We start from the raw sequence: 24,423 nt of genomic DNA on the forward strand, positions 1-24,423 counted from the left end.
AGAAGGCCGGCCGGAATCCAGTTTCCGGCCGGTTTCTCACCGGCAGTCAGTTGGCGGCCGGCTCACCTTCGGCACGGGCAAGCGCAACGATCACCTCGAAGGCCTGGTCGACATCGGCCTCGGTCGTTTCGAACTGCCCGGCCTGGAAACGTATGACGGCGCGCCCGTCGAGTCGCGTTTGCGTGAGATAAATCCGTCCGTCCCTGTTGATCGCCTCGACAAGCGCCAGATTGTGGCGGTCGAGATCGTCCACGCCCGCCGGCGCGTGACGGAACGAAAACAGCGACAGCATCGGCTCGCTGGTGATCTCGAAATCGGCCTCGCGGCCCAGCCGCTGCGCCAGACCCTGGCTCCAGCCGACATGGTTGCGGATCATGGTTCGCAAACCTTCCAGCCCATGCGCACGCAGCAGGAACCACAGTTTCAACGCGCGGAAACGGCGGCCAAGCGGCACCGACCACTCTGAATAGTTGGTGATGCCGTCGCGGCCATGCGTCTTCAGGAACTCCGGCCGGATCGCAAGCGTCCGCACCAGGCTTTCGGGATCGCGGATGAACTGGATCGAGCAGTCGAACTGCGCCCCCAGCCATTTGTGCGGATTGAAGACGACCGAGTCAGCGCCCTCGACACCGGCCCAGAAATGGCGGAACTCCGGGCAAATCATCGCCGAACCGGCCCAGGCTGCATCGACATGGACATAAAGACCATGGCGCTTGGCTACCTCGACGACCGCGGCCACGTCGTCGGTGCCGCCGACGCTGGTACCGCCGACACAAGCGATGATGCCCGCCGGTAGCAAGCCATTCTTGCGGTCCTCGACGATCGCCGACTCCAGCGCCTCGGGCGACATGGCGCGAAAGCGCCCGCCGGTCGGAATGCGCACGAGGTTATCCTCGCCTATGCCGGCGATCCAGATCGCGCGATCGATCGACGTGTGGACCTGATCCGAACAATAGACGCGGATCCGCGGGGCATCCGACAGCCCGGACTTGTTGCCTTGCCAGTCGAGCGCGCGTTCGCGCATCGTCAGCACGGCGGCGAGCGTCGCCGACGAGGCCGAATCCTGGATGACGCCGGCAAAGGCCTCGGGCAAGCCGAGTGCCTGGCGCATCCAGTCGACGACGCGTGTTTCCAGTTCCGTCGCCGCTGGCGAGGTTTGCCACAGCATGCATTGCGCTGCCATGGCGCTGACGAGATATTCCGCGACCACCGACACGGGCGCCGCATTGGCCGGGAAATAGGCGAAAAAGCGCGGATGCTGCCAGTGCGTCATGCCGGGCACGATCTTGGCCTCGAAGTCCGCGAAGATCGCCTCCATCGGCTCGGCTGCCTCGGGCGGGCTGGCGGCAATCGAGGCGAGCACCTGGCCCGGCTCGACCTGCGGCCGCACCGGCCTTTCGCGCAGGCCATCGCGATAGTCGACGCCCCATTCGGCCGCCTTGAGCGACCACTGCCGAAACGCCTCGCTGTCCATGATCCTCCCCCGCCACCAGCCTCAGGCCAGGCGTTCAACTATTCGACAAAATCGGGCAGGCTCTGGAATGCGGCCTTCAACGCATCCGACCAGCCCTCGGAGACGCTGCGGTAATAGGGGTCGTCGGCGCCGATCCGCCTTTTCAGGCCGATCTTTAGGCTGTCCTTCTCATAGAAGGCGAGATCGAGCGGCAGGCCGACCGACAAATTCGATTTCAGCGTCGAATCGAACGACACCATCAAAAGCTTGACCGTTTCGGCGAAGCTCATCTTGGGGTCATAGGCGCGCACGATGATCGGCTTGCCATATTTGGTCTCGCCGATCTGGAAGAATGGCGTGTCGTCGCTGCATTCGACGAAATTGCCTTCGGGATAGATCATGAACAGCCGGGGTTCGCTGCCCTTGACCTGACCGCCGAGGATGAACGACGCGTTGAACGCCGCATCCGCCGTCTGTCCGGCCGGGGCCGACTGGGAGATCACCTCCTTGACAGTGTCGCCGACAATTCGCGCGATCTGGAACATCGAGGGTGCTTCGAGCAGCGTCGGCGCACGCTCGGCGGCAGCCTTGGTCCGCTCGTCGAGCAAGCTGACCACGGCTTGCGTGGTGGCGAGATTGCCGGCCGACATCAAAACGACGACGCGCTCGCCTGGCTGCTCCCAGATACGCATCTTGCGAAAGGTCGAGATATTGTCGACCCCGGCATTGGTCCGTGTGTCCGACATGAACACCAGGCCACGGTCAATTTTCATCCCGACGCAATAAGTCATCGATTCCAGTCCGGCGAATGTTCTAATGCCGGATTACTGCTCTACCGTGATGTGGACTGCAAGCCGTTCCTGTGCCTGCCCGATCAGAATGCCGGCAATCGGCATCGCCTCGCGATAGTCGCGCCCGACGGCCACGCGCACGTAGCGTTCATCAGGCGACATGCCGTTGGCGGCGTCGAAGCCGACCCAGCCGAGATCGCTGACATAGGCCTCCGCCCAGGCATGGCTCGCCACCTGCTCGACCGTGTCGTTCATCATCAGGTAGCCGCTGACATAACGTGCCGGAAATCCCAGCAGGCGGGCCGAAGCGGCAAACGCATGCGAGTGGTCCTGGCAGACGCCGGTTCCTTTCACCAGCGCTTCCTCGGCGGTCGTGCGCGAGTCCGTGGTGCCGGTGACATAGGCGATCCGTTGCTGGATGAGCGCCATCAGCCCGTGCAGCCGGTCCAGATCGCGGCCGTTGCCCACGCTTGCCGCCAGTTCGCGGATCGCGGTGCCCGGTGCCGTCAGCGGTGTCTGGTGTTCGAACAGCCACAGCGGCGCAAAGCCGCGATGCGGCCCCGAAACGCCCGCCGTATCGTTGGTCTCGACCTCGCCTTCTGCCACCACGCTGATCGTATGCGGCTCTCCGTCGATGGACAGCAGCCGCGTGTCATTGCCGAACTGGTCGAGGAAGCGCACCTCCTCGCGCGCGCCCTCGATGTGCAGCGCCCAGGTCAGCATCGTCTGCGCCGGACCGCTCGCCGGCCACAGGCGCAGCCGCTGCAAACCGTAGCGGATCGGCTCGTCGTAACTGTATTCGGTGCGGTGGCTGACCTTGAGCCGCATCTTCCTATCCGATCAATAAAAACCGAAATCCTGGGCGACCTGATCGCCCAGCCGGTTATTGTCCTTGATGAAGTCGGCCAGGAACTCGTGCAGACCGGTCTCGAAGATGTCCTTGATCTCGGTGCCGCGCAGCCGGGCATAGGTCCGCTCGGCGATCTCCTGTGCCGGATGCCTGGCGCCGTAATCCTCGCCGAGAAACTTCAGATGCTCGGCGAGGAAGCGGTAGCTGAACGACAGCGACCTCGGCATGCGCGCATTGAGGATCAGATATTCGGCGATGTTCGTCGGCTTGTATTCGGCTTCGTAGACCCAGCGGTAGGACCGGTGCGCCGCCACCGAACGCAGGATCGACTCCCACTGGTAGTTGTCGAGCGACGATCCCACCCACGAGATCGATGGCAGCAGCACGTAATATTTGACGTCGAGGATGCGCGCGGTGTTGTCGGCCCGCTCGACATAGGTGCCGAGCTGAGCGAAATCGAAGATCTCGTTGCGCAGCATGGTGCCGTAGAACGAGCCGCGGATCAGCGCCGTTTCCCGCTTGATGGCGTCGAGCACGCCGGGTAGCTCACGCTGATCGATCGGCGATGCCAGCACGCGTTTGAGCGACATCCAGGCTTCGTTGATGCTTTCCCAGGTCTCCCGGGTCAGCGCCGTGCGCACCATGCGCGCGTTGTTGCGCGCGGTCTCGATGGCCGCAACCGCGCTCGACGGGTTCGACATGTCGCGCAGCAGGAAGTCGGCGACGTTCTCCGCCGTGTGGTCGCTGTGCTTGGCGGCGAACGCGCTGGCGGCACCGGCCGACAACAGCACCGAGTTCCATTCCTCCGAGGCATCTTGGCTGCGGGTAAGCGCGATGCGCAGGCCGGCATCGATCAGCCTCGCCATGTTTTCTGTCCGCTCGATATAGCGGTTCATCCAGTAGAGGCCGTTGGCTGTGCGTCCCAGAAGCATGAAGTCTCAGCGTCCCCTCAGTCGTCCAAAACCCACGTGTCTTTTGTCCCGCCACCTTGAGACGAGTTCACCACGAGCGAGCCCTCCTTGAGCGCAACGCGCGTCAGCCCGCCCGGCACGATGCGGATCCGGTCCGAAACCAGCACGAACGGCCTCAAATCGACATGGCGCGGGGCCAGCCCCTTCTCGGTCAGGATCGGGCAGGTCGACAGCGACAGCGTCGGCTGGGCGATGTAGTTCGATGGCCTTGCGGCGAGCTTCTTGGAAAACTCCTCGCGCTCCTTCTTGGACGCGGCAGGCCCGACCAGCATGCCGTAGCCGCCCGAGCCATGCACTTCCTTGACCACCAGTTCGCCGAGATGCTCCTGGACGTATTTCAAACTGTCGGGTTCCGAGCAGCGCCAGGTCGGGATGTTGCCGAGGATCGGCTTGCGCCCGGTGTAGAACTCGATGATCTCGGGCATGTAGGAATAGATCGCCTTGTCGTCGGCGATGCCGGTGCCCGGCGCATTGGCAATGGTGATGTTGCCGGCGCGGTAGACATCCATGATGCCGGGCACGCCAAGCGATGAATCCGGCCTGAAGGTCAGCGGATCGAGATAGGCATCGTCGACGCGTCGATACAGCACGTCGATACGCTTGTAGCCCTCGGTGGTGCGCATCGCCACGTGGCCGTCGGCCACGCGCAGGTCTTGCCCCTCGACAAGCTGCACGCCCATCTGGTCGGCCAGGAACGCATGCTCGAAATAGGCAGAGTTGAAGCTGCCGGGCGTCAGCACCGCGATCGTCGGCGCACCACTCACTCCGTTCGGCCGGACCGCCGCCAGCGATTGCCGGAGCAATTGCGGGTAGTTCTCGACCGGATGCACCTTGATGCGCTGGAACAGCTCGGGGAAGAGCTGCAGCATCGTCTCGCGGTTCTCCAGCATGTAGGAGACACCCGAAGGCGTGCGCGCATTGTCCTCGAGCACATAGAACTCGTTTTCGGCGATACGCACGATGTCGACGCCGATGATGTGGGTGTAGACACCAGCGGGTGGACGCACGCCGATCATCTCGGGCAGGAAAGCTTCATTGGCCGCGATCAGCTCACGCGGCACGCGCCCTGCCCGCAGGATCTCCTGGCGATGATAGATGTCGTCGAGGAATGCGTTGAGCGCCTGGACGCGCTGCTCGATGCCTTGCGTCAGCCTGCGCCACTCATTGCCCGAAATGATGCGAGGGACGATGTCGAAGGGGATCAGCCGCTCCGAGGCTTCCTGTTCGCCATAGACGGCAAAGGTGATGCCGGTCTTGCGGAATACACGTTCCGCATCGCGCATCTTCTCGGTAAGTCGGGCGGGGTCCTGGTTTTTCAGCCAGCCGTCATAGGCTTCGTAGGGTCTTCTCAATCCGGCTTCGGCCGGGAGCATTTCGTCGAAAGCGACCAATGGCGAACTCCCCTCATGGCCAGTGAAATGACCTCGGGAGAGAAAATCAAGCGCAATCGCCGGTTTCAGCGGCAGCCGGCTTATTTATCGGGAATTTGCCCGTCTTTTCGGCAAGATGCAGGGGATTTGGGCGCACCCCTGCCCTTTCCGCGTTCAGAACGCGCGGAAAGTCACGGTCGTGAACGTGTCCTTGATGTTGCCGATGGCATGGACCTTTTCGTTGACGAAGTGCCCGACATCTTCCTCGTCGTCGACATAGAACTTCGCCAGCAGGTCGAAATTGCCGGCCGTCGAATAGATCTCCGAGGCGATCTCGGCGTCAGCCAGTGCGCTCGCCACCTCATAGGCCTTGCCGAGTTCGCATTTGATCTGCACGAAAAAGGTCTTCATCGCACCGTCCGTTCCGGGCCTGCCACTGTTGCCGGTCTTGTCGCAGAACGGGCCGGCCCTTTCAAGCCAATGCTGGCGTCCCAGCCCCTCGGGCACGGGCCGGTTTCAGGCAAATCGTCCGCCAGCCTGAAACCGGAGGCACAGCACCTGCGTATGTTACAATGTGATCGTGGCTGCGGCCAATGCCTGCCACCCGACGGGAGACGTCGAAATGCGTCGTACGGCAATGATGCTGGCTTTGCTGCTGGTCGCCCTGCCCGCCTTTGCCGGCGAAGCTGAAATCAAGGCGGCCCAGAACAGCATTTCGGGCCAGCTTCAAGCGTTCCGTGCTGGCGACGATGCCGCTGCCTACGGCTACGCCGCGCCCAATGTGAAGCGCATCTTCCCCAACCTCGACACCTTCATGAACATGGTCACTGGCGCCTACAAGCCGGTGCACAAGCCGCAGAGCTTCTCCTTCGGCAAGTTTCAGGAGATGAGCCCGACCGCGATCGTCCAGCAGGTCATCATCGTCGGCGCCGACGGCAAGGATTACGAAGCCGTCTACACGCTCGAACTGCAGCCGGACGGCGTCTGGCGCATTACCGGCGTCAGCCTGCGGGCGGCGAATTCGCTGAGCACGTAAAGGCGAAGGCAACCTTCAAGATGCTGACGCTGCGCAAAGGGCCCCGCACAGGTCAGAAAGAGCGCCCGCGCCGTCCCCCCGAAAAGCCGAGCCATGCATCACCGCAAGCGTATTCGGTTGAAGCAACATCAGCCGCTTGAACATCGCGTCCGTCCTCGAAGTCCAAGGAATGCTGTGAGCGAATGGACTGCTGAACGTGGAAGCAATCATCTCCCGTGCCGGCCCGACGATATCTGTTTCAACGACGGCCGGCCCCTCGCCTTGGTGCAGAAACAGATCGGACGCAAAAAGCGTTCGCTCTGTCTCATCGAACAGCAGGCTTCCGTCCCATCCATGCGGCAGATGCGGGGTGGAGAGAAACTCGAACGTATGCGCGCCGGTGTTCAGGCGCTCGCCGTCCATCAGCGCCCGCGCTGGCCGATCTGCGAAATCGTCCAGCATGACGCTGGCTCCGACGGAGCTGGTGATAGCTGTCGCACTAGGCGCAATGGCCAGCCACTTGTTCAGGGCACCACATTCATCCGGCTCGAAATGCGAGAAGCCTATCCACCGCAGCGTAGCTGGATCAAGCAATGTAGCGACAGCATCGCGCGTCGATGAAAACGCTCTTTGAAAACCCGTGTGGTAAAGCAGTGGTTGTTGGTCGCGAACAACAAACTGGTTGAAAGTGAAACCGGCCTCAGGCGAATAACTCGATATTCTGAACGTATCCGCCGCGATTTCATCGATGACGATGTCCATTTTCACCTCCTTTGAGGTCAAGACATGCACCGACTATACAGCAGCCCTCCTGACACCTTGCGTCAGCTTGGATAAGTCGCGAATATTGAGGTCAAGGCGAGGTGCTTGGTTTGAAACCGAAACTCAGGCCGGCCTGCACGCCTCGAAGCTGATGGTCTCGTCGTCCTTTTGCGGCGCACGGCCGTATTGATAGTTGCCGGAGGCAACGACATCGGTGAAGCCGGCTTCTCTTAGCGACATGGCAAACTCGTTGACGCCCCACCAGCGCAGGCTGAACAGTTCGAGCTCGCTGTCGACAAGCTTTGTATGGCGCCAATGTTCGTAGCGAAGCTGCGAAACCGTTGTTTGGGCGATGAAATCGGTTTCGACGCGGTTGTCGGTCAGCGTCAGCAGATCGCCGTCTTCAGTTGTCCAGCTGCGGATATTGCCGCTCGCGCCGAGGAACCCGCCGATCGGATCGAGGTCGATCATCAACCGCCCATCAGGCGCCAGATGATCGTAGAACCGCTTCAGCACGGCCTTGGCCTGATCGAGCCCCGTGAGCAGCTGGAACGAACCCAGCGGCACGACGATGGCCGCGAAGGTGGTGTCATAGCTGAAGCTCTCGAACGTCTGGCGGCTCAGCCGGCCTTCAAGCGAACGCACTGCACAGGCCTTGCGGCAGTAACCGAGCATTTCCTCGGAAGGGTCGAATCCCCTGATGTCGATGCCTGCCTCGAGCATCGGGACGAAGAAACGGCCATTGCCGACGGCAGGCTCCAGTACCGGCTCGACACAGCCTGAAAGTCGCTCACGATAATATTCGATGTCGCCGAACGAGCGGCCGACCGGCTTGTCGATATTGTAGACCCAGGAGGCAAGCGTTCCGTATCTGTTGTTCATGCGCACCCGCCTCACCGACTTTCAGCAATTGCCACCGACCTTCGCGAGGTCTAACATGACCAGCGCCATAGGACGGAGTTGCTTGCCGCGTCCAGTCGCGAATTCTTCAGCCTGGGAGCTTTGCGCGGTGCCTGTTGCGCAGACACCACGGCTTGCGCCGAGGCGTCGGCCGCCGAATGTCAGGCGTCGGCGAAAAACCCGCTCAGCGCCTTGAGGTCGACATTGCCGCCACTGAGCACGATGCCGACGCGCTTTCCGGCACAGTCGACAACACCGTTGAGCGCGGCAGCAGCACCCAGGCAGCCTGTCGGCTCGACGATCACCTTCATGCGTTCGGCAAGGAAGCGCATCGTCGACACCAGCTGCGCGTCGCTGACCGTGACGATGGCGTCGACCTTGGCCTGCAGGATCGGAAAATTGTGGTCGCCGACATAGGTGGTCAATGCCCCGTCGGCGATCGACTTGGGCGGCGCGATGCGAACCACTTCGCCCTTCTCAAGCGACCGCTGCCCGTCATTGCCGGCCTCCGGCTCGACGCCGATGACGCGGCAGCCAGGCGACAGCGCCTTGGCGCTGAGCGCACAGCCGGCCAAAAGCCCGCCGCCGCCCAGCGGGACGATCAGGATGTCGAGCTGCCCGACCTCGTCGATCAGTTCCAGTGCCGCCGTGCCCTGCCCGGCGATGATGTCGGGGTGATCAAACGGCGGGATCAGGGACATGCCGCGTTCCTCCGAGATGCTTCGCGCGATCGCATCGCGGTCGTCCTTGTAGCGGTCGAAAAACACCACTTCGGCGCCATAGCCCCGCGTCGCTGCGATCTTGATCTCGGGTGCATCCTTCGGCATCACGATCACCGACGGCGCGCCGAGCAGCGTCGCCGCATAGGCAAGCGCCTGGGCATGGTTGCCCGACGAGAAGGCGACGACGCCCTTGCGCCTGGCTTCCGGTGAAAGCGCTGAAACGGCGTTGTAGGCGCCACGGAACTTGAATGCCCCTGCCCGCTGCAAATTCTCCGCCTTGAAGAAGAGTTCGCCGCCCGCCTTGGCATTGGCGGTGCGCGAGGTCAGCACGGGCGTGCGATGCGCCTCGCCTGATATGCGCGAAGCCGCAACCTTGACGTCTTCGAATGTCGGAACGCGCAGCGATACAGTCATGGGAATCTCCTTGGATCGCGGCACCATAGTCGACGCCCGCTGTTTCCATAAGCCCGCACCAACCATCACCGCTTGCGCCAGTGCTTGACTTTCCTGCCTCAATGTTCCTTTTATGTTCCTGTTCATTTCCAGCAGAACGCCTCCATGGAAAGCGCAGCCACCATCCTGCACGCCGACCTCGACGCCTTCTACGCGTCGGTCGAACAATTGCTCGACCCCAGCCTGTTGGGCAAGCCCATCGCCGTCGGTGGCGGGGTGGTGCTCGCTGCGTCCTATGAGGCCAAGGCTTTCGGCGTCCACGGCGGCATGCCGGGTCGCCGCGCCCGCGAGCTGTGCCCCGGGCTCATCTTCGTCGGCGGCAACTTCAGGGAATACCAGCGCCTCGGCGACGCAGCGATCGCGGTGCTCGGCGATTTCACGCCGCTGGTCGAGCGCATCTCCATCGACGAGGCTTTTGCCGACGTCGCCGGCTGCACCCATCTCTTCGGCTCGCCAGAGGAGATCGCCCGGAAGATCAGGCACAGGGTGCGCGCCGAGCTCGGCCTGCCGATCTCGGTCGGCGTCGCACGCACCAAGCATCTCGCCAAGATCGCCTCGCAGGTCGCCAAGCCCGACGGACTCGTCGTGGTCACCGAGGGAACCGAACTCGCCTTCCTGCACGAACTGCCCGTGGGTCTGATGTGGGGCGTCGGCCCGGCCACCGAAACGCGTCTCGGTGATGCCGGCATCACCACCATCGGCCAATTGGCCAATGCCAACCGGCATGTGCTCGAACGCCTGCTCGGCCCGGCCGCCGGCGAAAAGCTGGCAGCACTTGCCTGGAACCGCGACCCGCGCCGTCTCCAGCCGCATCGCCGCGCCCATTCGGCCGGCGCGCAGTCGGCACTGGGCACGAAGCCCGCACGGCCCGATATCTACGTGCCGGCGCTGCGCCACCTCGCCGACCGTGTCGCCTCGCGCCTCCGTGCCAAGTCGCGTCCTGGCCGCACGATCACCGCCCGCGTCCGCTTCTCCGACATGCGCGCCGTGACGCGGTCGATCACGCTCGACGCGCCGATTTCGGCCACCTCAATGATTGCAGAGGTCGCCGAGGAGCTGGTGCGCGGCGCGCTCGCCCATTACCCTGCTGAACGCAGCATCTCGCTGCTGGCGATCTCTGTTTCGCATCTCGAGGAACATTCGGGCCTGCAGCTCGAGCTGCCGCTTGATCTCGTCGACGAACGACATCGGCCCGGCACGCACAAGGGCCAGGCGCGCTGGGGCGCCGACCGTGCCATGGATGCCATCCGCGAGCGTTTCGGCTGGGAGGCGGTCGGCTATGCTTCTGTCGCACTCGGGCGCGCCGGCTCGGTGCCCGACGCGTTCCGCGAGCTGGCCGAAAAGGAACTGTGAGGTCAGCCCTGGTGCAGCGGAATGTCGCCGCGTGCCCAGCCTTCGCTGATCTCGGCGCTCCGGTCGACGAACCGGCCGGCCTCGATCGAGGCGCGGATCTCGCTCATCAGCTGCTGGTAGTAGGACAGGTTGTTCCAGGTCAGCAGCATCGCGCCGAGCGACTCGCCCGACTTGATCAGGTGGTGGAGATAGGCGCGGCTGTAGTCGCGCGCCGCCGGGCAATCGCTCTCTTCGTCCAGCGGACGCGGATCGTCGGCGTGACGGGCGTTGCGCAGGTTCACCTTGCCGCGGCGGGTGTAGGCAAGGCCGTGGCGGCCGGCGCGCGTCGGCATCACGCAGTCGAACATGTCGATGCCGCGCGCCACCGACTTGATGATGTCGTCGGGCGTGCCGACCCCCATCAGGTAGCGCGGCTTTTCCTCGGGCAGCTCCGGACAGGTGATGTCGAGCATGTCGAGCATCACCTCCTGGGGCTCGCCGACGGCAAGGCCGCCAACCGCGTACCCCTTGAGGTCGAGCGCCTTCAGCGCCTGCGCCGAGCGCACGCGCATGTCAGGGATGTCGCCGCCCTGGACGATGCCGAACATCGCCTTGCCCGGCTGGTCGCCGAAGGCAACCTTGCAGCGCTCGGCCCAGCGCAGCGACAGCTCCATGGCACGCTGGATTTCCTTGGGCGTCGCCGGTAGTGCCGTGCATTCGTCGAGCTGCATCTGGATATCGGAATCGAGCAGGCCCTGGATCTCGATCGAGCGCTCCGGCGACATCTCGTAGGCAGCGCCGTCGATATGCGAGCGGAAGGTCACGCCCTTTTCGCTGAGCTTGCGCAGCTTCGAAAGCGACATCACCTGGAAACCGCCTGAGTCGGTCAGGATCGGATGCGGCCAGCGCGCGAATTCATGCAGGCCACCAAGCCGTGCCACGCGTTCGGCGCCCGGACGCAGCATCAGGTGATAGGTGTTGCCCAGGATGATGTCGGCGCCAACGCCGCGCACCTGGTCCATGTACATCGCCTTGACAGTGCCGCCGGTGCCAACCGGCATGAAGGCCGGCGTGCGGATGGTCCCGCGCGGCATGGTGATCTCGCCGCGCCGCGCCTTGCCGTCGCTGGCAAGGACGTTGAACTTGAATTCTTCGCTCATCGGTCGTTCCTGAACAGCAGGCTGGCGTCGCCATAGGAATAGAAGCGGTAGCCGCTGGAAATGGCGTGCGCATAGACGTCGTGCATGCGTTCCAGCCCGGCAAAGGCCGAAACCAGCATGAACAGCGTCGAGCGCGGCAGGTGGAAATTGGTCATCAGCGCGTCGACGAACTTGAAACGGTAGCCGGGCGTGATGAAGATGTCGGTCGGGCCCGACCAGGCGGCCAAGGTGCCGTCGGCGCGCGCGGCACTTTCCATCAGGCGCAGTGACGTCGTGCCGACGGCGACGACCTTGTTGCCGCGCGCTCGCGCCGCATTCAGCGCGGCTGCCGTCTCGGCCGAAACGTAGCCGATCTCCGAGTGCATCTTGTGCTCGGCGGTGTCGTCGGCCTTGACGGGCAAAAAGGTGCCGGCGCCGACATGCAGCGTCACGAATTGCTTCTCTACGCCACGAGCTTCCAGCGCCGCAAACAGCTCCGGCGTGAAATGTAGGCCGGCGGTAGGGGCAGCGACCGCGCCCTCTTCCCGGGCATAGACCGTCTGGTAGTCCTTGCGGTCGCGCTCGTCGTCGGCGCGCTTGGACGCGATATAGGGCGGCAGTGGAATGTGGCCGACGGCATGCAGCGCCTCGTCCAGCGCCGGACCTGCAAGGTCGAAGGCCAACAACGCCTCGCCGCCCTCGCCTTTTTCCAACACGGTCGCGTCGAGCTGGCCGAGCATGCAGGCCTCGGCTTCGTGGCCGAACTGGATGCGATCACCGACGGCAACCCGCTTGGCGGGGCGCATGAAGGCAAGCCAGCGGTCAGGCGCGGTGCGCATGTGCAGCGTCGCATCGACATGCGCCACCGCCTCGCCGCGCACGCGCCGGCCCTTGAGCTGCGCCGGGATGACACGCGTATCGTTGAGCACCAGCACATCGCCAGGGTTCAGCAGCGACGGCAGGTCGCCGACGCTCATGTCGGCAAGCGCTTCACCGGGCCGCACCACCAGCATGCGCGCGGAATCGCGCGGTTCGGCCGGGCGCAGCGCGATCCGTTCCTCGGGCAGTTCGAAATCGAAAAGGTCTACACGCATCAGTAGATACGGATCATCATCGCGCCGGCGAGCAGCAGCAAGGCGCCAACGATGCGGCCCATGGAGAGTTCGCGCACCGCAACGCCGAGATAGCCGGCACGGTCGAGCAGCATGCCGGCGAGCAGCTGGCCCGCGACAAGGAACGCCATCAGCGCCGCCGTGCCGATGCGCGGCGTCAAAAGCACAGCGCTGACGACATAGACCGAGCCGAGTGCCCCGCCAGTCACGAACAGCCAGGGCGCGGGCGCCCGCCAGTCGATGACAAGGCCTTGCGAGCGCGTGGTCAGGAAAGTGACGACGCCGAGCACGATGGCGCCGGCAAGAAACGAAATCGCAGCCGCCGCGACGGGCACGCCGAGCCCGCGCGCCAGCTGCGCATTCACAGGTGCCTGAATGGCGATGAAGGCGCCCGCCAGAACGCCGAGAAGCGACCAGAGAACGCCGGACATCTGCCTGTTATTCCGCGACGTCGGCCGCGACCTTCAGCGACACGATCTTGTCGGGATCCTGCACCGGCTCGCCGCGCTTGATCTTGTCGACATTGTCCATGCCTTCGATGACCTGGCCCCACACCGTGTACTGGCGGTTGAGGAAGCCGGCGTCTTCGAAGCAGATGAAGAACTGCGAGTTGGCCGAGTTCGGGTTCTGCGAACGGGCCATCGAGCAGGTGCCGCGAGCGTGGTTCATGTTGGAGAACTCAGCCTTGAGGTCCGGCTTGTCCGAACCGCCCATGCCCGCGCGCGACGGATTGAAGTCCTTGCCGCCCGACTTGCCGAACTTGACGTCGCCGGTCTGGGCCATGAAGCCTTCGATGACGCGGTGGAACACAACGCCGTCATAGGCGCCTTCGCGCGCCAGCTCCTTGATGCGGCCGACATGGCCGGGCGCCAGGTCAGGCAACAGTTCGATGACCACTTTGCCCTTGGTCGTTTCCATGATCAGCGCGTTCTCGCGATCCTTGATCTCGGCCATGATGAAATTCCTTCTTTTCGTTTTGGATTACTTGGCGTCCGCGGCGATGCGGACCTTGATCATGCGGTCGGGATCGCTGACGGTCCCGTTGTCGGCCGCGTCACCCTTCTTGATGGCGTCGACAAGTTCCATGCCGCTCTCGACGTCGCCGACGATGGTGTACTGTCCGTCGAGCGAGGACGCGGTGTCGAACATGATGAAGAACTGCGAATTCGCCGAATTCGGATCCTGCGAACGCGCCATGCCGACGACACCGCGCTTGAAGTTCTCGTTGGAGAACTCGGCCTGGATGTCGGGCAGCTTCGAACCGCCCATGCCGGCGCGGGCAGCGTTGTAGCCGTCCTTCATGTCGCCGAACTCGACGTCGCCGGTCTGGGCCATGAAGCCGCCGATGACGCGGTGAAACGCGACATTGTCATAAGCGCCTTCGCGCACCAGCGTCTTGATCTGGGCGACGTGCTTGGGCGCGAGGTCGGGTCGCAACGCCACCGTCACGTCGCCGCCCTTCAGCGTGATGATCATCGTGTTGTCTGGTTCTGCGGCAATGGCGGCAGTCGAACCGGCCATCAAACCGGCGAGGACAACGAAGGACGAGGCAAGCTTCCTGAGCTGCATTATCAAATACTCCGGGATTATTTCGCGAATTTGGCCTTGAGCGCGCCAACGACCGCCGCCGGCACGAACGGGCGGATGTCGCCGCCCATCGAGGCTATCTGGCGGACAAGTGTGGCGGTAATTGTGCGAACCGACGGGCTCGCGGGCAGGAAAACCGTCTGCAGTTCCGGCGCCATGGTCTCGTTCATGCCGGCCATCTGCATTTCATAGTCGAGGTCGGTGCCGTCGCGCAGGCCGCGGATCATGATCGAAGCGCCTTCCTTGCGCGCGGCGTCGATCACCAGCCCGTCGAAGGCCACGACCTTGATGCGGCCGCCATCGGCGCCGAACTCCGACTTCGTTGCTTCCTCGATCAGCACCACGCGCTCCTCGAAGGAAAACAGCGGCTTCTTGCCGGGGTGGATGCCGATTGCCGCATAGACGACGTCGGCCACCGCCAGCGACGCCTTGAGCACGTCGAGATGGCCGTTGGTCAGTGGGTCGAACGACCCGGCGTAGATGGCGATGCGATCAGTCATGGGCTGCTTCTAGAACATCGGCGCCAAAGGTGGAAGCGCACTTTTGCCGCCAACTTGGCCCGGAACAGGCCGGAAATTGGTTACGAGATGAATGCGGAATGAACGGCAATCTCAGGATCAGTTCAAGCGGATGTGAATAGATAGTCGCTATAACAGATGAAACCAAACGGCATCTCGTCCGTTGTTTCCAGCAGGAGAACAGCGCCATGATGATCTACATGCTCGCAGCAGCCATGACCCTGGCCATGCTTGTCGCCACAGCCTTCAGCCTTCATCAGGAGGCCCATCGCGTTCGCACCAAGGTGCAGACGGCGCGTGTGCAGCTTCCGGGCTGGCGCAATCCGCGCAGCCACCGCTGAACAGTTTCTGCCCCTCCAGGCAAAAGCGGCGCCTCGGCGCCGCTTCTTTCTTTCCTTAAGTTCCTTGACCTAATGCCTTGAACAGCAAAGCTGTTTGAGACCCGACGAGATCAGCTCTCGGCCGCCGGAGCCTCGCCGCCAGAAGCTTCGCCATCCGATGCCTCGTCGCCATCATCCTCACCCTGCGGCTCGGAAATCCGCTCGACCGAAACCACCTTCTCGCCATCGGCGGTGTTGAAGATGGTCACGCCCTTGGTGGCGCGGCTGGCCGTACGGATGCCGTCGACCGGCACACGGATCACCTGGCCGCCGTCGGAGACGAGCATGATCTGGTCGTCATTGCCGACCGGGAACGTCGCCACCAGCTTGCCGATCTCAGCCACTTTCGACACGTCGGTAGCGCGGATGCCCTTGCCGCCACGGTTGGTCAGGCGGAAATCATAGGACGAAGAACGCTTGCCATAGCCATACTCCGTGACCGTCAGCACGAATTGTTCGTGCTCGGCCAGAAGCTGATAACGCTCATCGGAGATGTCGGTTTCCTCGCCAACCTCTTCGTTGGTCAGCGCGATGTCCTCGTCGTCGCCGGCCGCGACACCCGCAGCCAGTCGCCGTTCGGCAACCGAACGCTTGAGGTAAGCCGCGCGCTCGGCCGGGCTTGCCTCGACATGCTCGATGACGGCCATCGAAATGACGCGGTCGCCCTCGCCCATGCTGATGCCGCGCACGCCGACCGAGTTGCGGCTCTGGAACACGCGCACGTCGTCGACCCGGAAGCGGATGCACTGGCCGGAATCGGCGGTCAGCAACACGTCGTCATTGTCGGTGCAGGTTTCGACGCCGAGGATCTCGTCGCCTTCTTCCTCCAGCTTCATGGCGATCTTGCCGTTGCGGTTGACCTGGACGAACTCGCTGAGCTTGTTGCGGCGAACGGTGCCGCGCGTGGTTGCGAACATCACGTCGAGCTCGGCCCAGCTTGCCTCGTCCTCCGGCAGCGGCATGATCGTTGTGATGCGTTCGCCCTGTTGCAGCGGCAACAGGTTGATCAACGCCTTGCCGCGCGACTGCGGATTGCCGATCGGCAGGCGCCAGACCTTTTCCTTGTAGACGATGCCGCGCGAGGAGAAGAACAGCACCGGCGTATGCGTGTTGACCACGAACAGCCGCGTGACGAAATCCTCGTCCTTCGTCGACATGCCCGAGCGGCCCTTGCCGCCACGGCGCTGCGCCCGGTAGAGCGACAGCGGCACGCGCTTGATGTAGCCGGAATGGCTGACGGTAACGACCATGTCCTCGCGCGGGATAAGGTCCTCGTCTTCCATGTCGGCGCCGCCGTCGGTGATCTCGGTCCGGCGCGGCACGCCGAACTCGTCACGCACGGCGACCAGCTCGTCCTTGACGATCTGCTGGATGCGCGCCCGCGACGACAGAATGTCGAGATAATCGGTGATCTCGGCGCCGATCTTGTTGAGCTCGTCGGCGATTTCGTCGCGGCCAAGCGCCGTCAGGCGCTGCAGGCGCAGTTCGAGAATGGCGCGCGCCTGCTCTTCCGACAGATTGTAGGTGCCGTCATCGTTGATGCGGTGGCGCGGATCTTCGATCAGCTGAATCAGCGCCGAGACATCGGACGCCGGCCAGCGCCGCGTCATCAACTGCTCGCGCGCCGTCTGCGGATCTGGCGCGGTGCGGATGAGCTTGATGACTTCGTCGATATTGGCAACGGCAATCGCCAGGCCGACCAGGACATGCGCGCGGTCACGCACCTTCCTGAGCAGGAATTTTGTCCGCCGGCTGATCACGTCTTCGCGGAAGGCAACGAACGCCTTCAGCATGTCGAGCAGCGTCAGCACTTCCGGCTTGCCGCCGTTGAGCGCCACCATGTTGGCGCCGAACGAGGTCTGCAGCGGCGTGAAGCGGTAGAGCTGGTTGAGGATCACCTCGGCATTGGCATCGCGCTTGAGCTCGATGACGACGCGGTAGCCCTGGCGGTCGGACTCGTCGCGGATATCGGAGATGCCTTCGATGCGCTTGTCGCGCACCAGTTCGGCCATCTTTTCGATCATCGACGCCTTGTTCACCTGGAAGGGAACTTCGGTGATGACGATTGCTTCGCGGTCGCCGCGGCTTTGCTCGATGTTGACCCTGCCGCGCATGATGACCGAGCCACGCCCGGTCGAATACGCATTGTAGATGCCCGAGCGTCCGAGGATCAGGCCGCCGGTCGGGAAATCCGGACCGGGAATGATCTCCATCAGGTCGGGCAGGTCAATCGCCGGGTTTTCCATGACGGCAATGGTGCCGTTGCAGATCTCGACCAGGTTGTGCGGCGGAATGTTGGTCGCCATGCCGACGGCGATGCCGCCGGCGCCATTGACCAGCAATGCCGGGAAGCGCGCCGGCAGAACGCGCGGCTCCTGGCCCGACGCGTCATATGTGTCCTGGAAATCGACGGTATCCTTGTCGATGTCCTCGAGCAGCTCGTGCGCCACCTTGGTCAGGCGCGCTTCGGTGTAGCGCATCGCTGCGGGCGGATCGCCGTCGATCGAGCCGAAATTGCCCTGGCCGTCGATCAGCGGCACGCTCATCGACCAGTCCTGTGCCATGCGCACAAGGGCGTCATAGATCGAGGCGTCGCCGTGCGGGTGATATTTACCCATCACGTCGGCGACGGGGCGCGCCGACTTCACATATTTGCGGTTCCAGTGGTAGCCGCTCTCATGCGAGGCAAAAAGGATGCGGCGATGCACCGGCTTCATGCCGTCGCGCACGTCGGGCAGCGCGCGGCTCACGATCACGCTCATCGCGTAATCGAGATAGGAGCGCTGCATCTCCTCGATGATGGAAATCGGCTCGATGCCGGAGGGACCGTCAGGTCCGCGCGGTGATTTCTGGTCGGTCAACTCTGATCACGCATGTTGGGAATCATTTGCCTCTTATATAGGAACGACCTGCAATTGACCAATTCTGGCCGCGCTTTTCCAACGCTGATTTTTCGCTAGATATCAAGAGGATAGGCGCCACCTCCTGATCCGCGACAGTCTGTCCGGCGGCTGTGCCGCCCTTTGCGCGCGCATGACGCGGCAATCATGCGCAAGGGCTCTGGCGTTGCGGCCCGCCTCGGGTTAGCCTGCATCCGCCGGGGAGACATCGGATGCCGTTTTTCGACAGTGTTTTCAATGCCTTCGTCACCATCCTCGTGACCATCGACCCGCCCGGCCTGGCGCCGCTGTTTCTCGCCGTCACCCGCGGCATGAACCGCGAGCAGCGCCTGCAGGTGTCGATGCGCGCCAGCATCATCGCCTTCATCGTGCTTGCCGTCTTCGCGGTTGCGGGCGCGGCCATCCTCACCGTCTTCGGCATCACCTTGCCGGCCTTCCGCGTCGCCGGCGGTTTCTTGCTGTTCTTCATCGCCTTCGAGATGGTTTTCGAAAAGCGCCAGGACCGCAAGGAGAAGATCTCCGACGTCGCGATCACCCGCGACCACATCCACAACATCGCCGCCTTCCCGCTCGCCATTCCCCTGATCGCCGGCCCCGGCGCCATCTCGGCCACCGTGCTTTTGTCAGGCTCGTTCCAGGGCTGGGCCGGCCAGGCAGCCCTTGTGCTGATCATCCTGGCGTGTCTTGCCCTGACCTATCTGGTGTTCATCCTTGCCGAGCGCATCGACCAGTTCCTTGGCCAGACCGGCCGTTCGATCCTCACCCGCCTGCTCGGCGTCATCCTCGCAGCCCTTGCCGTCCAGTTCGTCGCCGACGGCATTAAGGCGCTGATGGCGATGTAAGGCGCGGCGGCTCATGAAGCCGCCCTGCCCCCGCAATCAGCCTAGGCCCTTGGCCTTCTTCCACTTGCGCAACCGGCCGCGCGCATTCGCAAGGGGCGAAGAGGTGTTGAACTGGATCATCCGCCCCATCGTGTATTTTTCATACCATGGCGCGCCATAGAGTTCGGCATCCGAGTAGCCCTCGACCAGCACCACGATCCGCGCCTTGGCATCGGCCAGCCGCTCGAGCAAGGCCGGCCAGGACAGCTCCGCATGATCGAAGTAGAATTTGCTCGCCAGCCTGCCGAGTTCGTTCCACTTGTAGCCGGTCTCTGGCAAATCGATTGATAGCCCGGCGCGGCGCCGCTGGTGCCACTTCAGCACCAGCTCGCTCCAGCCGACCAGATAGCTGACAAGATCGTGCACGCTCATGACCGTGCCCTTGGCATGCCCTTCAAGTGTGGTTTCGCGCGTCAAACCTTCCGGCACCGCTGCCAGCTCGCGCCACAGCCTGTCGAAGCTTTCCTCGATCGCCTCGAGCAGTTCAGACTTGTTCTCGGGCACACTCATCGGCGACCCAGTCCTTTCCCCGGAGCGACTCGCACCGAACCCGCAACCTATCCGCTGCCTGAATCTCTGTGTCGCGGATCGAGCAGTTGCGGCGCCAGCGCATGACGGGGCCGGCGATTGCCCGGTCCTTGGGCCTGGCGCGCTCGACGATGGGCATGGTGCTGCGCCGGCTGGGACTGAACCGGCTGGCCCGGCTCGATCCCCGCCCCCGGTGCTGCGCTACGAACGCCAGCGGCCGGGCGAACTGATCCATGTCGACATCAAGGCCCTGGGCCGCATCGACGGCGTTGGCCACCGGATCACAGGCCAGCATCGCGCCCGAGGCATCGGCTATGAACACCTGCATGTCGCCATCGACGATGCCTCGCGCCTCGCCTATGTCGAACTGCTGCCAAGCCTGGCCGGGAAGATGCCGCCAGTTTCCTCAACCGGGCACTGGCCTGGTACGCCAGGCTGGGCGCCAGGGGTGAGCGGGTGATGACCGACAACGGCTCGGCTTATCGCTCCAAACTGTTCGCCCAGGCACTCCAAGGTGCCGGTGCCCGACACATCCGCACAAGGCCCTATGCCCCGCCGCACCAACGGCAAGGCCGAGCGCTTCATCCAGACTTCGCTGCGTGAATGGGCCTATGCCAGGCCATACGCCTCATCGAACGAACGCGCCAAGGCCATTCACCATTGAGCAGTCAACGACAACCTGGCACGCCCACACTCGGCCCTCGGAGGCATCAGCCCATTCAAGAAACTGAACAACCTTCTTGGAAACGACGCCCAGGCCAGCGTTCGACAATGTCGAATGCCCGCCTGCCCGCCCTGTGTCAATCAGAACGGAATTTCGTCGTCGAGGTCGCGCGAACCGCCGCCACCCATTCCGCCACCTTGGCCGCCGCTGCGACCACCGCCGCCCGAGCCACCACGGTTGCCGCCGCCGTAGCTGTCGGTCGGGCTCGACTGGCCGAAGTCGGAACGACCACCGCCGCCGCCATAACCGACCTGGCCACCGCCGCCACCGCTGTAGCCGGCGTCGCCGCCCTGGCCGCGCGCGTCGAGCATCTGCAGCTCGCCACGGAATTTCTGCAGCACGATTTCGGTGGTGTAGCGCTCGATGCCGTCCTTTTCCCACTTGCGGGTCTGGAGCTGGCCTTCGATGTAAACCTTCATGCCCTTCTTCAGGTACTGTTCGGCGACCTTGGCCAGGTTGTCATTGAAGATGACGACCTGGTGCCATTCGGTCTTTTCCTTGCGCTCGCCCGAATTCTTGTCGCGCCAGCTTTCCGAGGTCGCGATCCTCAGGTTGACGACCGGCTCGCCCGAGTTGAGCCGGCGGATTTCAGGGTCAGCGCCCAGATTGCCGACCAGAATGACCTTGTTGACGCTACCTGCCATGACACCGCTCCGCGCTCGTCCGAAACCAAATTCCAAGAAAATGTGAGGGCGCACACTAGCCCATAGCACCCTTGGCCCGCGCCCCCTGCCGGCGGAAAAGCTGGTGCCGTCCACAAGTCATTTTTGTTCTTATTTTGTTCTAACGTGAATGGCAAAAAATGGCAAGAGGCCTCGTGCCGAATGCAAGCGGGCCGCCCGTCCGGACGGCCCGCCAGCTTTTTGGTGTCACGAACAGTGGTTACGCGTCGCCCCGCATCCGCCGCTTGAAGAAGTCGAGCTGCTTGCGCTGCGCCTCGATCATCGTCTCGCGGTAGATGCCGTAGATCACGTCGGTGTCGTGCAGCGTCACACCCTCGATTGTCGGCGAGGCGAAGGTCGGCAATTCGATGCCGCGGTCGGCAAGCTTTTGCGTCGCGCGCGCGATCAGGCGTCATGATCATCGCGAGCACTGTCGAAGAACCGGCCGCCGGGCGGCTCCAGCCCTTCACCGGCACGATCGCATCCTCGATCGGCGAGGTCGTGTCGATGACGACGTCGGCGGCATCCGTCAGCCGTTCGCCCGAATTCTTGTCGCGCCGGCTTGTCGAGATTGTTCTTGCTGGTGATGGCGACGACGAACAGTCCGCGCTTCTTGGCATGGAGCGCAGCGTCGATGGCCGAGGCATTGCGGCCGCTATGGCCGTAGATGATGATCGAATCGCCGGGATTGAGCGGCTGGTGGTCAGCTGGTGGTCGAGGAATTTTTCGGCGTATTTCTCGGTGCGCTCGAGCCATAGAAGCTCGCGCACGCCGCCCGAGCCCAGCACGTTGCCAAATCACGCGCGGGTCGGTCAGCGGGTTGAAGCCGATTTGGCAGGAGACCAATGGCACCGGCTTGCAGCCCCGGCGTCCATCCGCGAAAACTACGGCCATCGTCCTGACAGGAACACTGCAACGCGCTGGGGAGGCCCCCTTTGATCGCCGCCTATATCGACGAGTTCATCATGCTCTGCGCCGGCGCCTGGATGACGGCTGTCGGCTTCGGCTATGTCGACCTGCCGGTACCACCCAACCAGCCATGGCTCGGCAACCTCGTGCGCCAGTTCAAGTGGATGGGCCCGCTTCTGGTGCTGATCGCAGTCATCCTCGGTGTCGCCGCGCCTGGGTAGCGCCGGCTAGTAGAATCTGGCGGGTGTAAGGCATCTAGCGAAACCTATCGGCGCGAAGAGTTAGCCAACCTGTCATCGGAATCCCGTTTCAAGGCTTTCAGGATGATGCCAAATGCTATCTGGAGCCGGAGCGGACGGTTCTGGCGATCTCGGGAAGATTTCGACTTGCCTAGTTGGCAACAGCCATAGTCAAGGCAACCGCCCGAAGTGCGGGTCGGAGCGCGAATAGCTGTCGACGGCTTAGGCCAGTTTAGACTGACAAGGTAATAGGCCGATGAGCTACGCGTGGGCAGCCAATCCTTATCTGATTGTGCCGTCAATCGTTCTTTTTGCCGTTCTCTTTGGGTCTTTTGTCTTAGCTTTCTGGGCGATGACCAAGGTTACCACGCAAGCTGATCGGCTTGACGAATCGGACGAGAACCAAGGCCTAAGCTGGCACCAAAGCTTACGGCAACGACAATCCCGAATTGACCAGATGTGGGTTGACCCAAAGTTCGCATGGGAGCGAATGCTCTACGAGCGTAGCACCACGACGTTCATCGTCGCCTTTGCTCTACAGGTTGTTCTCATGTTTGCCTTTGGCAACCCTTCCTAGTGAGGCAGGATTTGAACCTCAAACCTCCAGCCTATGAAGCTGACGAACTACCGGCTTGCTTACTTGAAACTTGCAGGCTGCGCTCGCAATCAAAAGACTTACCAACGGAGCAAAGAACGTGCCCATCATTGCAACTACCTCCGAGGAGCTGAAGGACGAAGCAGCCCGGATGAACGAACTTCTTCAAGGCAAAACGGTAACGTCCATCAACCGGCCCAAGCCAGGCGTATTGGTCGTGCTCTTCGAGGACGGCACTCGGCTCTTTGTAGACCAACATGTCGACGGCCTCGAGTTCTCAATCACGGGTGGCCGTTGAGCTGGGAGCTTACGGACCTGCGGTCATCGGTAGCCAATCCAGCAGGTAGTTAGCTGAGTCATCGATTTTCGACGTAACGACAGCCGCCCTCACTCCAGCGCCAACTCCACCGCCGCCTCGGCATGCAGCTTCACCACGTCAAACGCCGGCATCGGATATGCGTCCATATCCAGCAGCAGCGGCAGCTCTGTGCAGGCAACCACGACGGCTTGCGCGCCGCGCGCGCCGAGATCGCTGGCAAGCCGCAGCAAGACATCAGCCGACTCCGGCCTCACCACGCCAAGTGTCAGCTCATCGATGATGATCCGGTGCAGCGCCGTGCGCTGCTCCTCCGGCGGCACGATCACCTCGATGCCGAACCGCTGCTGCAGGCGCTCGGCGAAGAAGCCGAGTTCCATCGTATAGCGCGTGCCCAGCAGGCCGACCCGTGAAAGGCCGGCGGCACGGATCGCCGCGCCGGTCGGGTCGGCGATGTGCAGCAGCGGAATGCCGATCGCGCCGGCGACCTGGTCGGCAACCGTGTGCGGCGTCACCGCCGTCAGCATGGCGAAGGCGGCGCCGGCTTTTTCCAGGCTGTGCGCCGCCTCCGAAACCACCGCCGCGACCTGCTTCCAGTTGCCCGCGGCGGCAAGCCGGTTCAGTTCGTCGAAATCGAGCGTGAACATCAGCGAGCGCGCATTGTGGTGCCCGCCCATCCTTGCATGCGCCGCTTGGTTGATCAGCCGGTAGTAAAGCGCGCTGGACTCCCAGCTCATGCCGCCCAGCAGTCCGATCAGCCTGGTCTGATTCACAGTCACGATCGTCTCCCCGCTCGGCCGCGCTGGCGCGGCTCTGGATGCTAGGTCGGAATGATCGAGCGATTGTACAAGAGGGAGTTCTGCAACCTTGCATCGCATGGCGGGCAATGCCGGATACGGCTCGTGGCCAAGAAGCCAAAAATATGGCCCCGCCGCTCCCAGGAGCGCACGGGGCCTTGTGTCGGGTTATACCCTTGACTGCCGGGAGTGGTTTACCGGCTTGCTCTCTCGGATGCTTCGTGGCTTGGCGCCAACGATCCGACCAATGGTTTCAAATTGTCGGGGGATCAACAGGTCGGGGTTTGCATGAGGCTTTTCACTAGGGGAAAGCCAGGCACCTGCGCCTGCTGTGGTTCCGTCTTGTTAGCGGAACCCTTTGGGACTGTCCGGTGGAGTCATGCCTAGCTCCTTCGTCAGTTGCGCCATGTGTTCACCTGCTGCTCAACTCGCGTGTCTGCGGCGTCTCGCAGACCGACCGTAGCATGGTGAGGAGCCCTCAAGGGAGGCTCGGCCTCAGGTGACACCTGCACTCTGC

The 24,423-nt window shown here is 63.1% G+C and carries 29 protein-coding genes; 8 read left to right on the top strand and 21 right to left on the bottom strand.

Translation table 11 applies throughout. The features are described 5' to 3' along the window. Positions 1–46: 46 nt before the first annotated feature. The 6 genes from J1C56_RS04015 to J1C56_RS04040 form a co-directional block, all read right to left on the bottom strand. On the bottom strand, positions 47–1,474 hold the full coding sequence (locus J1C56_RS04015) for a pyridoxal phosphate-dependent decarboxylase family protein (RefSeq protein ID WP_214386171.1): 1,428 nt from the start codon (positions 1,472–1,474) through the stop codon (positions 47–49). A 38-nt stretch (positions 1,475–1,512) separates the two neighbouring features. Then, the gene (locus J1C56_RS04020) at positions 1,513–2,244 is read right to left on the bottom strand and encodes a proteasome-type protease (protein ID WP_214386173.1); all 732 of its coding nucleotides are present in this window, start codon (positions 2,242–2,244) and stop codon (positions 1,513–1,515) included. 33 nt (positions 2,245–2,277) lie between these two features. Beyond that, positions 2,278–3,072, bottom strand: coding sequence for a transglutaminase family protein (locus J1C56_RS04025; protein WP_214386175.1), 795 nt, complete (start codon positions 3,070–3,072; stop codon positions 2,278–2,280). 12 nt (positions 3,073–3,084) lie between these two features. Continuing rightward, the gene (locus tag J1C56_RS04030) at positions 3,085–4,026 is read right to left on the bottom strand and encodes an alpha-E domain-containing protein (RefSeq protein WP_214386177.1); all 942 of its coding nucleotides are present in this window, start codon (positions 4,024–4,026) and stop codon (positions 3,085–3,087) included. Between the two features lie 17 nt (positions 4,027–4,043). Beyond that, complete coding sequence (locus tag J1C56_RS04035) at positions 4,044–5,456, bottom strand: circularly permuted type 2 ATP-grasp protein (protein WP_214386179.1); 1,413 nt, start codon at positions 5,454–5,456, stop codon at positions 4,044–4,046. Positions 5,457–5,609: 153 nt separating this feature from the next. Beyond that, the gene (locus J1C56_RS04040; RefSeq protein WP_214386181.1) at positions 5,610–5,846 is read right to left on the bottom strand and encodes an Lrp/AsnC ligand binding domain-containing protein; all 237 of its coding nucleotides are present in this window, start codon (positions 5,844–5,846) and stop codon (positions 5,610–5,612) included. A gap of 211 nt (positions 5,847–6,057) precedes the next feature. Between J1C56_RS04040 and J1C56_RS04045 the strand changes: the two genes are divergently transcribed. After that, entirely contained in the window at positions 6,058–6,471 is a 414-nt protein-coding gene (locus tag J1C56_RS04045; RefSeq protein WP_214386183.1) for a DUF4864 domain-containing protein, read from the top strand. Between the two features lie 15 nt (positions 6,472–6,486). Here J1C56_RS04045 and J1C56_RS04050 read toward each other — a convergent pair whose 3' ends face one another. The 3 genes from J1C56_RS04050 to J1C56_RS04060 all read right to left on the bottom strand — a co-directional run bounded on the left by J1C56_RS04050 (position 6,487) and on the right by J1C56_RS04060 (position 9,248). Further along, the gene (locus J1C56_RS04050; RefSeq protein WP_214386185.1) at positions 6,487–7,212 is read right to left on the bottom strand and encodes an oxygen-binding di-iron domain-containing protein; all 726 of its coding nucleotides are present in this window, start codon (positions 7,210–7,212) and stop codon (positions 6,487–6,489) included. Between the two features lie 123 nt (positions 7,213–7,335). Next, positions 7,336–8,094 carry a class I SAM-dependent methyltransferase gene (locus J1C56_RS04055; RefSeq protein WP_214386187.1) on the bottom strand — a complete coding sequence of 253 codons (759 nt, stop codon included), beginning with the start codon at positions 8,092–8,094 and terminating at the stop codon, positions 7,336–7,338. 179 nt (positions 8,095–8,273) lie between these two features. Beyond that, entirely contained in the window at positions 8,274–9,248 is a 975-nt protein-coding gene (locus J1C56_RS04060; protein WP_214386189.1) for a threo-3-hydroxy-L-aspartate ammonia-lyase, read from the bottom strand. A 144-nt stretch (positions 9,249–9,392) separates the two neighbouring features. Here J1C56_RS04060 and dinB point away from each other — a divergent pair, with 144 nt between their 5' ends. Continuing rightward, positions 9,393–10,640, top strand: a complete 1,248-nt coding sequence (dinB, locus tag J1C56_RS04065; RefSeq protein ID WP_214386191.1) for a DNA polymerase IV — start codon at positions 9,393–9,395, stop codon at positions 10,638–10,640. Between the two features lie 2 nt (positions 10,641–10,642). Here dinB and tgt read toward each other — a convergent pair whose 3' ends face one another. From tgt to coaD, 6 genes are read right to left on the bottom strand one after another with little or no spacing between them, the layout of a single operon-like run. Next, complete coding sequence (gene tgt / locus J1C56_RS04070; protein ID WP_214386193.1) at positions 10,643–11,779, bottom strand: tRNA guanosine(34) transglycosylase Tgt; 1,137 nt, start codon at positions 11,777–11,779, stop codon at positions 10,643–10,645. Continuing rightward, the gene (queA, locus tag J1C56_RS04075) at positions 11,776–12,852 is read right to left on the bottom strand and encodes a tRNA preQ1(34) S-adenosylmethionine ribosyltransferase-isomerase QueA (RefSeq protein ID WP_214386195.1); all 1,077 of its coding nucleotides are present in this window, start codon (positions 12,850–12,852) and stop codon (positions 11,776–11,778) included. Before queA ends, tgt begins: the two co-directional genes overlap by 4 nt. Further along, the gene (locus J1C56_RS04080) at positions 12,852–13,301 is read right to left on the bottom strand and encodes a DMT family transporter (protein WP_214386197.1); all 450 of its coding nucleotides are present in this window, start codon (positions 13,299–13,301) and stop codon (positions 12,852–12,854) included. The genes queA and J1C56_RS04080 overlap by 1 nt, the downstream gene beginning before the upstream one ends. A 7-nt stretch (positions 13,302–13,308) precedes the next feature. After that, positions 13,309–13,824, bottom strand: a complete 516-nt coding sequence (locus J1C56_RS04085; RefSeq protein WP_214386199.1) for a peptidylprolyl isomerase — start codon at positions 13,822–13,824, stop codon at positions 13,309–13,311. Positions 13,825–13,851: 27 nt separating this feature from the next. After that, on the bottom strand, positions 13,852–14,439 hold the full coding sequence (locus tag J1C56_RS04090) for a peptidylprolyl isomerase (RefSeq protein WP_214386200.1): 588 nt from the start codon (positions 14,437–14,439) through the stop codon (positions 13,852–13,854). Positions 14,440–14,456: 17 nt separating this feature from the next. Further along, positions 14,457–14,957 carry a pantetheine-phosphate adenylyltransferase gene (gene coaD, locus J1C56_RS04095; RefSeq protein WP_214386202.1) on the bottom strand — a complete coding sequence of 167 codons (501 nt, stop codon included), beginning with the start codon at positions 14,955–14,957 and terminating at the stop codon, positions 14,457–14,459. Between the two features lie 206 nt (positions 14,958–15,163). Here coaD and J1C56_RS04100 point away from each other — a divergent pair, with 206 nt between their 5' ends. Further along, complete coding sequence (locus J1C56_RS04100) at positions 15,164–15,316, top strand: hypothetical protein (protein WP_214386204.1); 153 nt, start codon at positions 15,164–15,166, stop codon at positions 15,314–15,316. Positions 15,317–15,426: 110 nt separating this feature from the next. On the opposite strand, the gene gyrA is transcribed toward J1C56_RS04100, so the two are convergent. Then, positions 15,427–18,216 carry a DNA gyrase subunit A gene (gyrA, locus tag J1C56_RS04105; RefSeq protein WP_214386206.1) on the bottom strand — a complete coding sequence of 930 codons (2,790 nt, stop codon included), beginning with the start codon at positions 18,214–18,216 and terminating at the stop codon, positions 15,427–15,429. A gap of 251 nt (positions 18,217–18,467) precedes the next feature. Between gyrA and J1C56_RS04110 the strand changes: the two genes are divergently transcribed. After that, positions 18,468–19,097 carry a MarC family protein gene (locus J1C56_RS04110; RefSeq protein ID WP_214386208.1) on the top strand — a complete coding sequence of 210 codons (630 nt, stop codon included), beginning with the start codon at positions 18,468–18,470 and terminating at the stop codon, positions 19,095–19,097. A gap of 36 nt (positions 19,098–19,133) precedes the next feature. Here the strand turns inward: J1C56_RS04110 and J1C56_RS04115 are convergent, their stop codons facing one another. Beyond that, positions 19,134–19,646, bottom strand: coding sequence for a ClbS/DfsB family four-helix bundle protein (locus J1C56_RS04115; RefSeq protein WP_214386210.1), 513 nt, complete (start codon positions 19,644–19,646; stop codon positions 19,134–19,136). A gap of 211 nt (positions 19,647–19,857) precedes the next feature. Here J1C56_RS04115 and J1C56_RS33585 point away from each other — a divergent pair, with 211 nt between their 5' ends. Beyond that, a complete protein-coding gene (locus J1C56_RS33585; RefSeq protein WP_214386212.1) occupies positions 19,858–20,124 on the top strand; it encodes a hypothetical protein in 267 nt (88 codons plus the stop codon). A 344-nt stretch (positions 20,125–20,468) separates the two neighbouring features. On the opposite strand, the gene ssb is transcribed toward J1C56_RS33585, so the two are convergent. From ssb to J1C56_RS33590, 3 genes are all read right to left on the bottom strand, one after another. Further along, positions 20,469–21,032 carry a single-stranded DNA-binding protein gene (gene ssb / locus J1C56_RS04130; RefSeq protein WP_214386214.1) on the bottom strand — a complete coding sequence of 188 codons (564 nt, stop codon included), beginning with the start codon at positions 21,030–21,032 and terminating at the stop codon, positions 20,469–20,471. Positions 21,033–21,270: 238 nt separating this feature from the next. Beyond that, a complete protein-coding gene (locus J1C56_RS04135; protein WP_214386216.1) occupies positions 21,271–21,414 on the bottom strand; it encodes a hypothetical protein in 144 nt (47 codons plus the stop codon). Between the two features lie 41 nt (positions 21,415–21,455). After that, complete coding sequence (locus J1C56_RS33590) at positions 21,456–21,944, bottom strand: SIS domain-containing protein (RefSeq protein WP_214386218.1); 489 nt, start codon at positions 21,942–21,944, stop codon at positions 21,456–21,458. 41 nt (positions 21,945–21,985) lie between these two features. Here J1C56_RS33590 and J1C56_RS04145 point away from each other — a divergent pair, with 41 nt between their 5' ends. From J1C56_RS04145 to J1C56_RS04155, 3 genes are all read left to right on the top strand, one after another. Further along, the gene (locus tag J1C56_RS04145; RefSeq protein ID WP_214386220.1) at positions 21,986–22,180 is read left to right on the top strand and encodes a hypothetical protein; all 195 of its coding nucleotides are present in this window, start codon (positions 21,986–21,988) and stop codon (positions 22,178–22,180) included. Positions 22,181–22,454: 274 nt separating this feature from the next. After that, positions 22,455–22,775, top strand: coding sequence for a hypothetical protein (locus J1C56_RS04150; protein ID WP_214386222.1), 321 nt, complete (start codon positions 22,455–22,457; stop codon positions 22,773–22,775). A 118-nt stretch (positions 22,776–22,893) separates the two neighbouring features. Beyond that, positions 22,894–23,091, top strand: a complete 198-nt coding sequence (locus tag J1C56_RS04155; RefSeq protein ID WP_214386224.1) for a hypothetical protein — start codon at positions 22,894–22,896, stop codon at positions 23,089–23,091. Positions 23,092–23,180: 89 nt separating this feature from the next. On the opposite strand, the gene J1C56_RS04160 is transcribed toward J1C56_RS04155, so the two are convergent. After that, positions 23,181–23,987, bottom strand: a complete 807-nt coding sequence (locus tag J1C56_RS04160; protein ID WP_246591117.1) for an aspartate/glutamate racemase family protein — start codon at positions 23,985–23,987, stop codon at positions 23,181–23,183. Positions 23,988–24,423: the final 436 nt, after the last annotated feature.

The organism is Aminobacter anthyllidis, from assembly GCF_018555685.1.
Lineage (GTDB): Bacteria > Pseudomonadota > Alphaproteobacteria > Rhizobiales > Rhizobiaceae > Aminobacter > Aminobacter anthyllidis.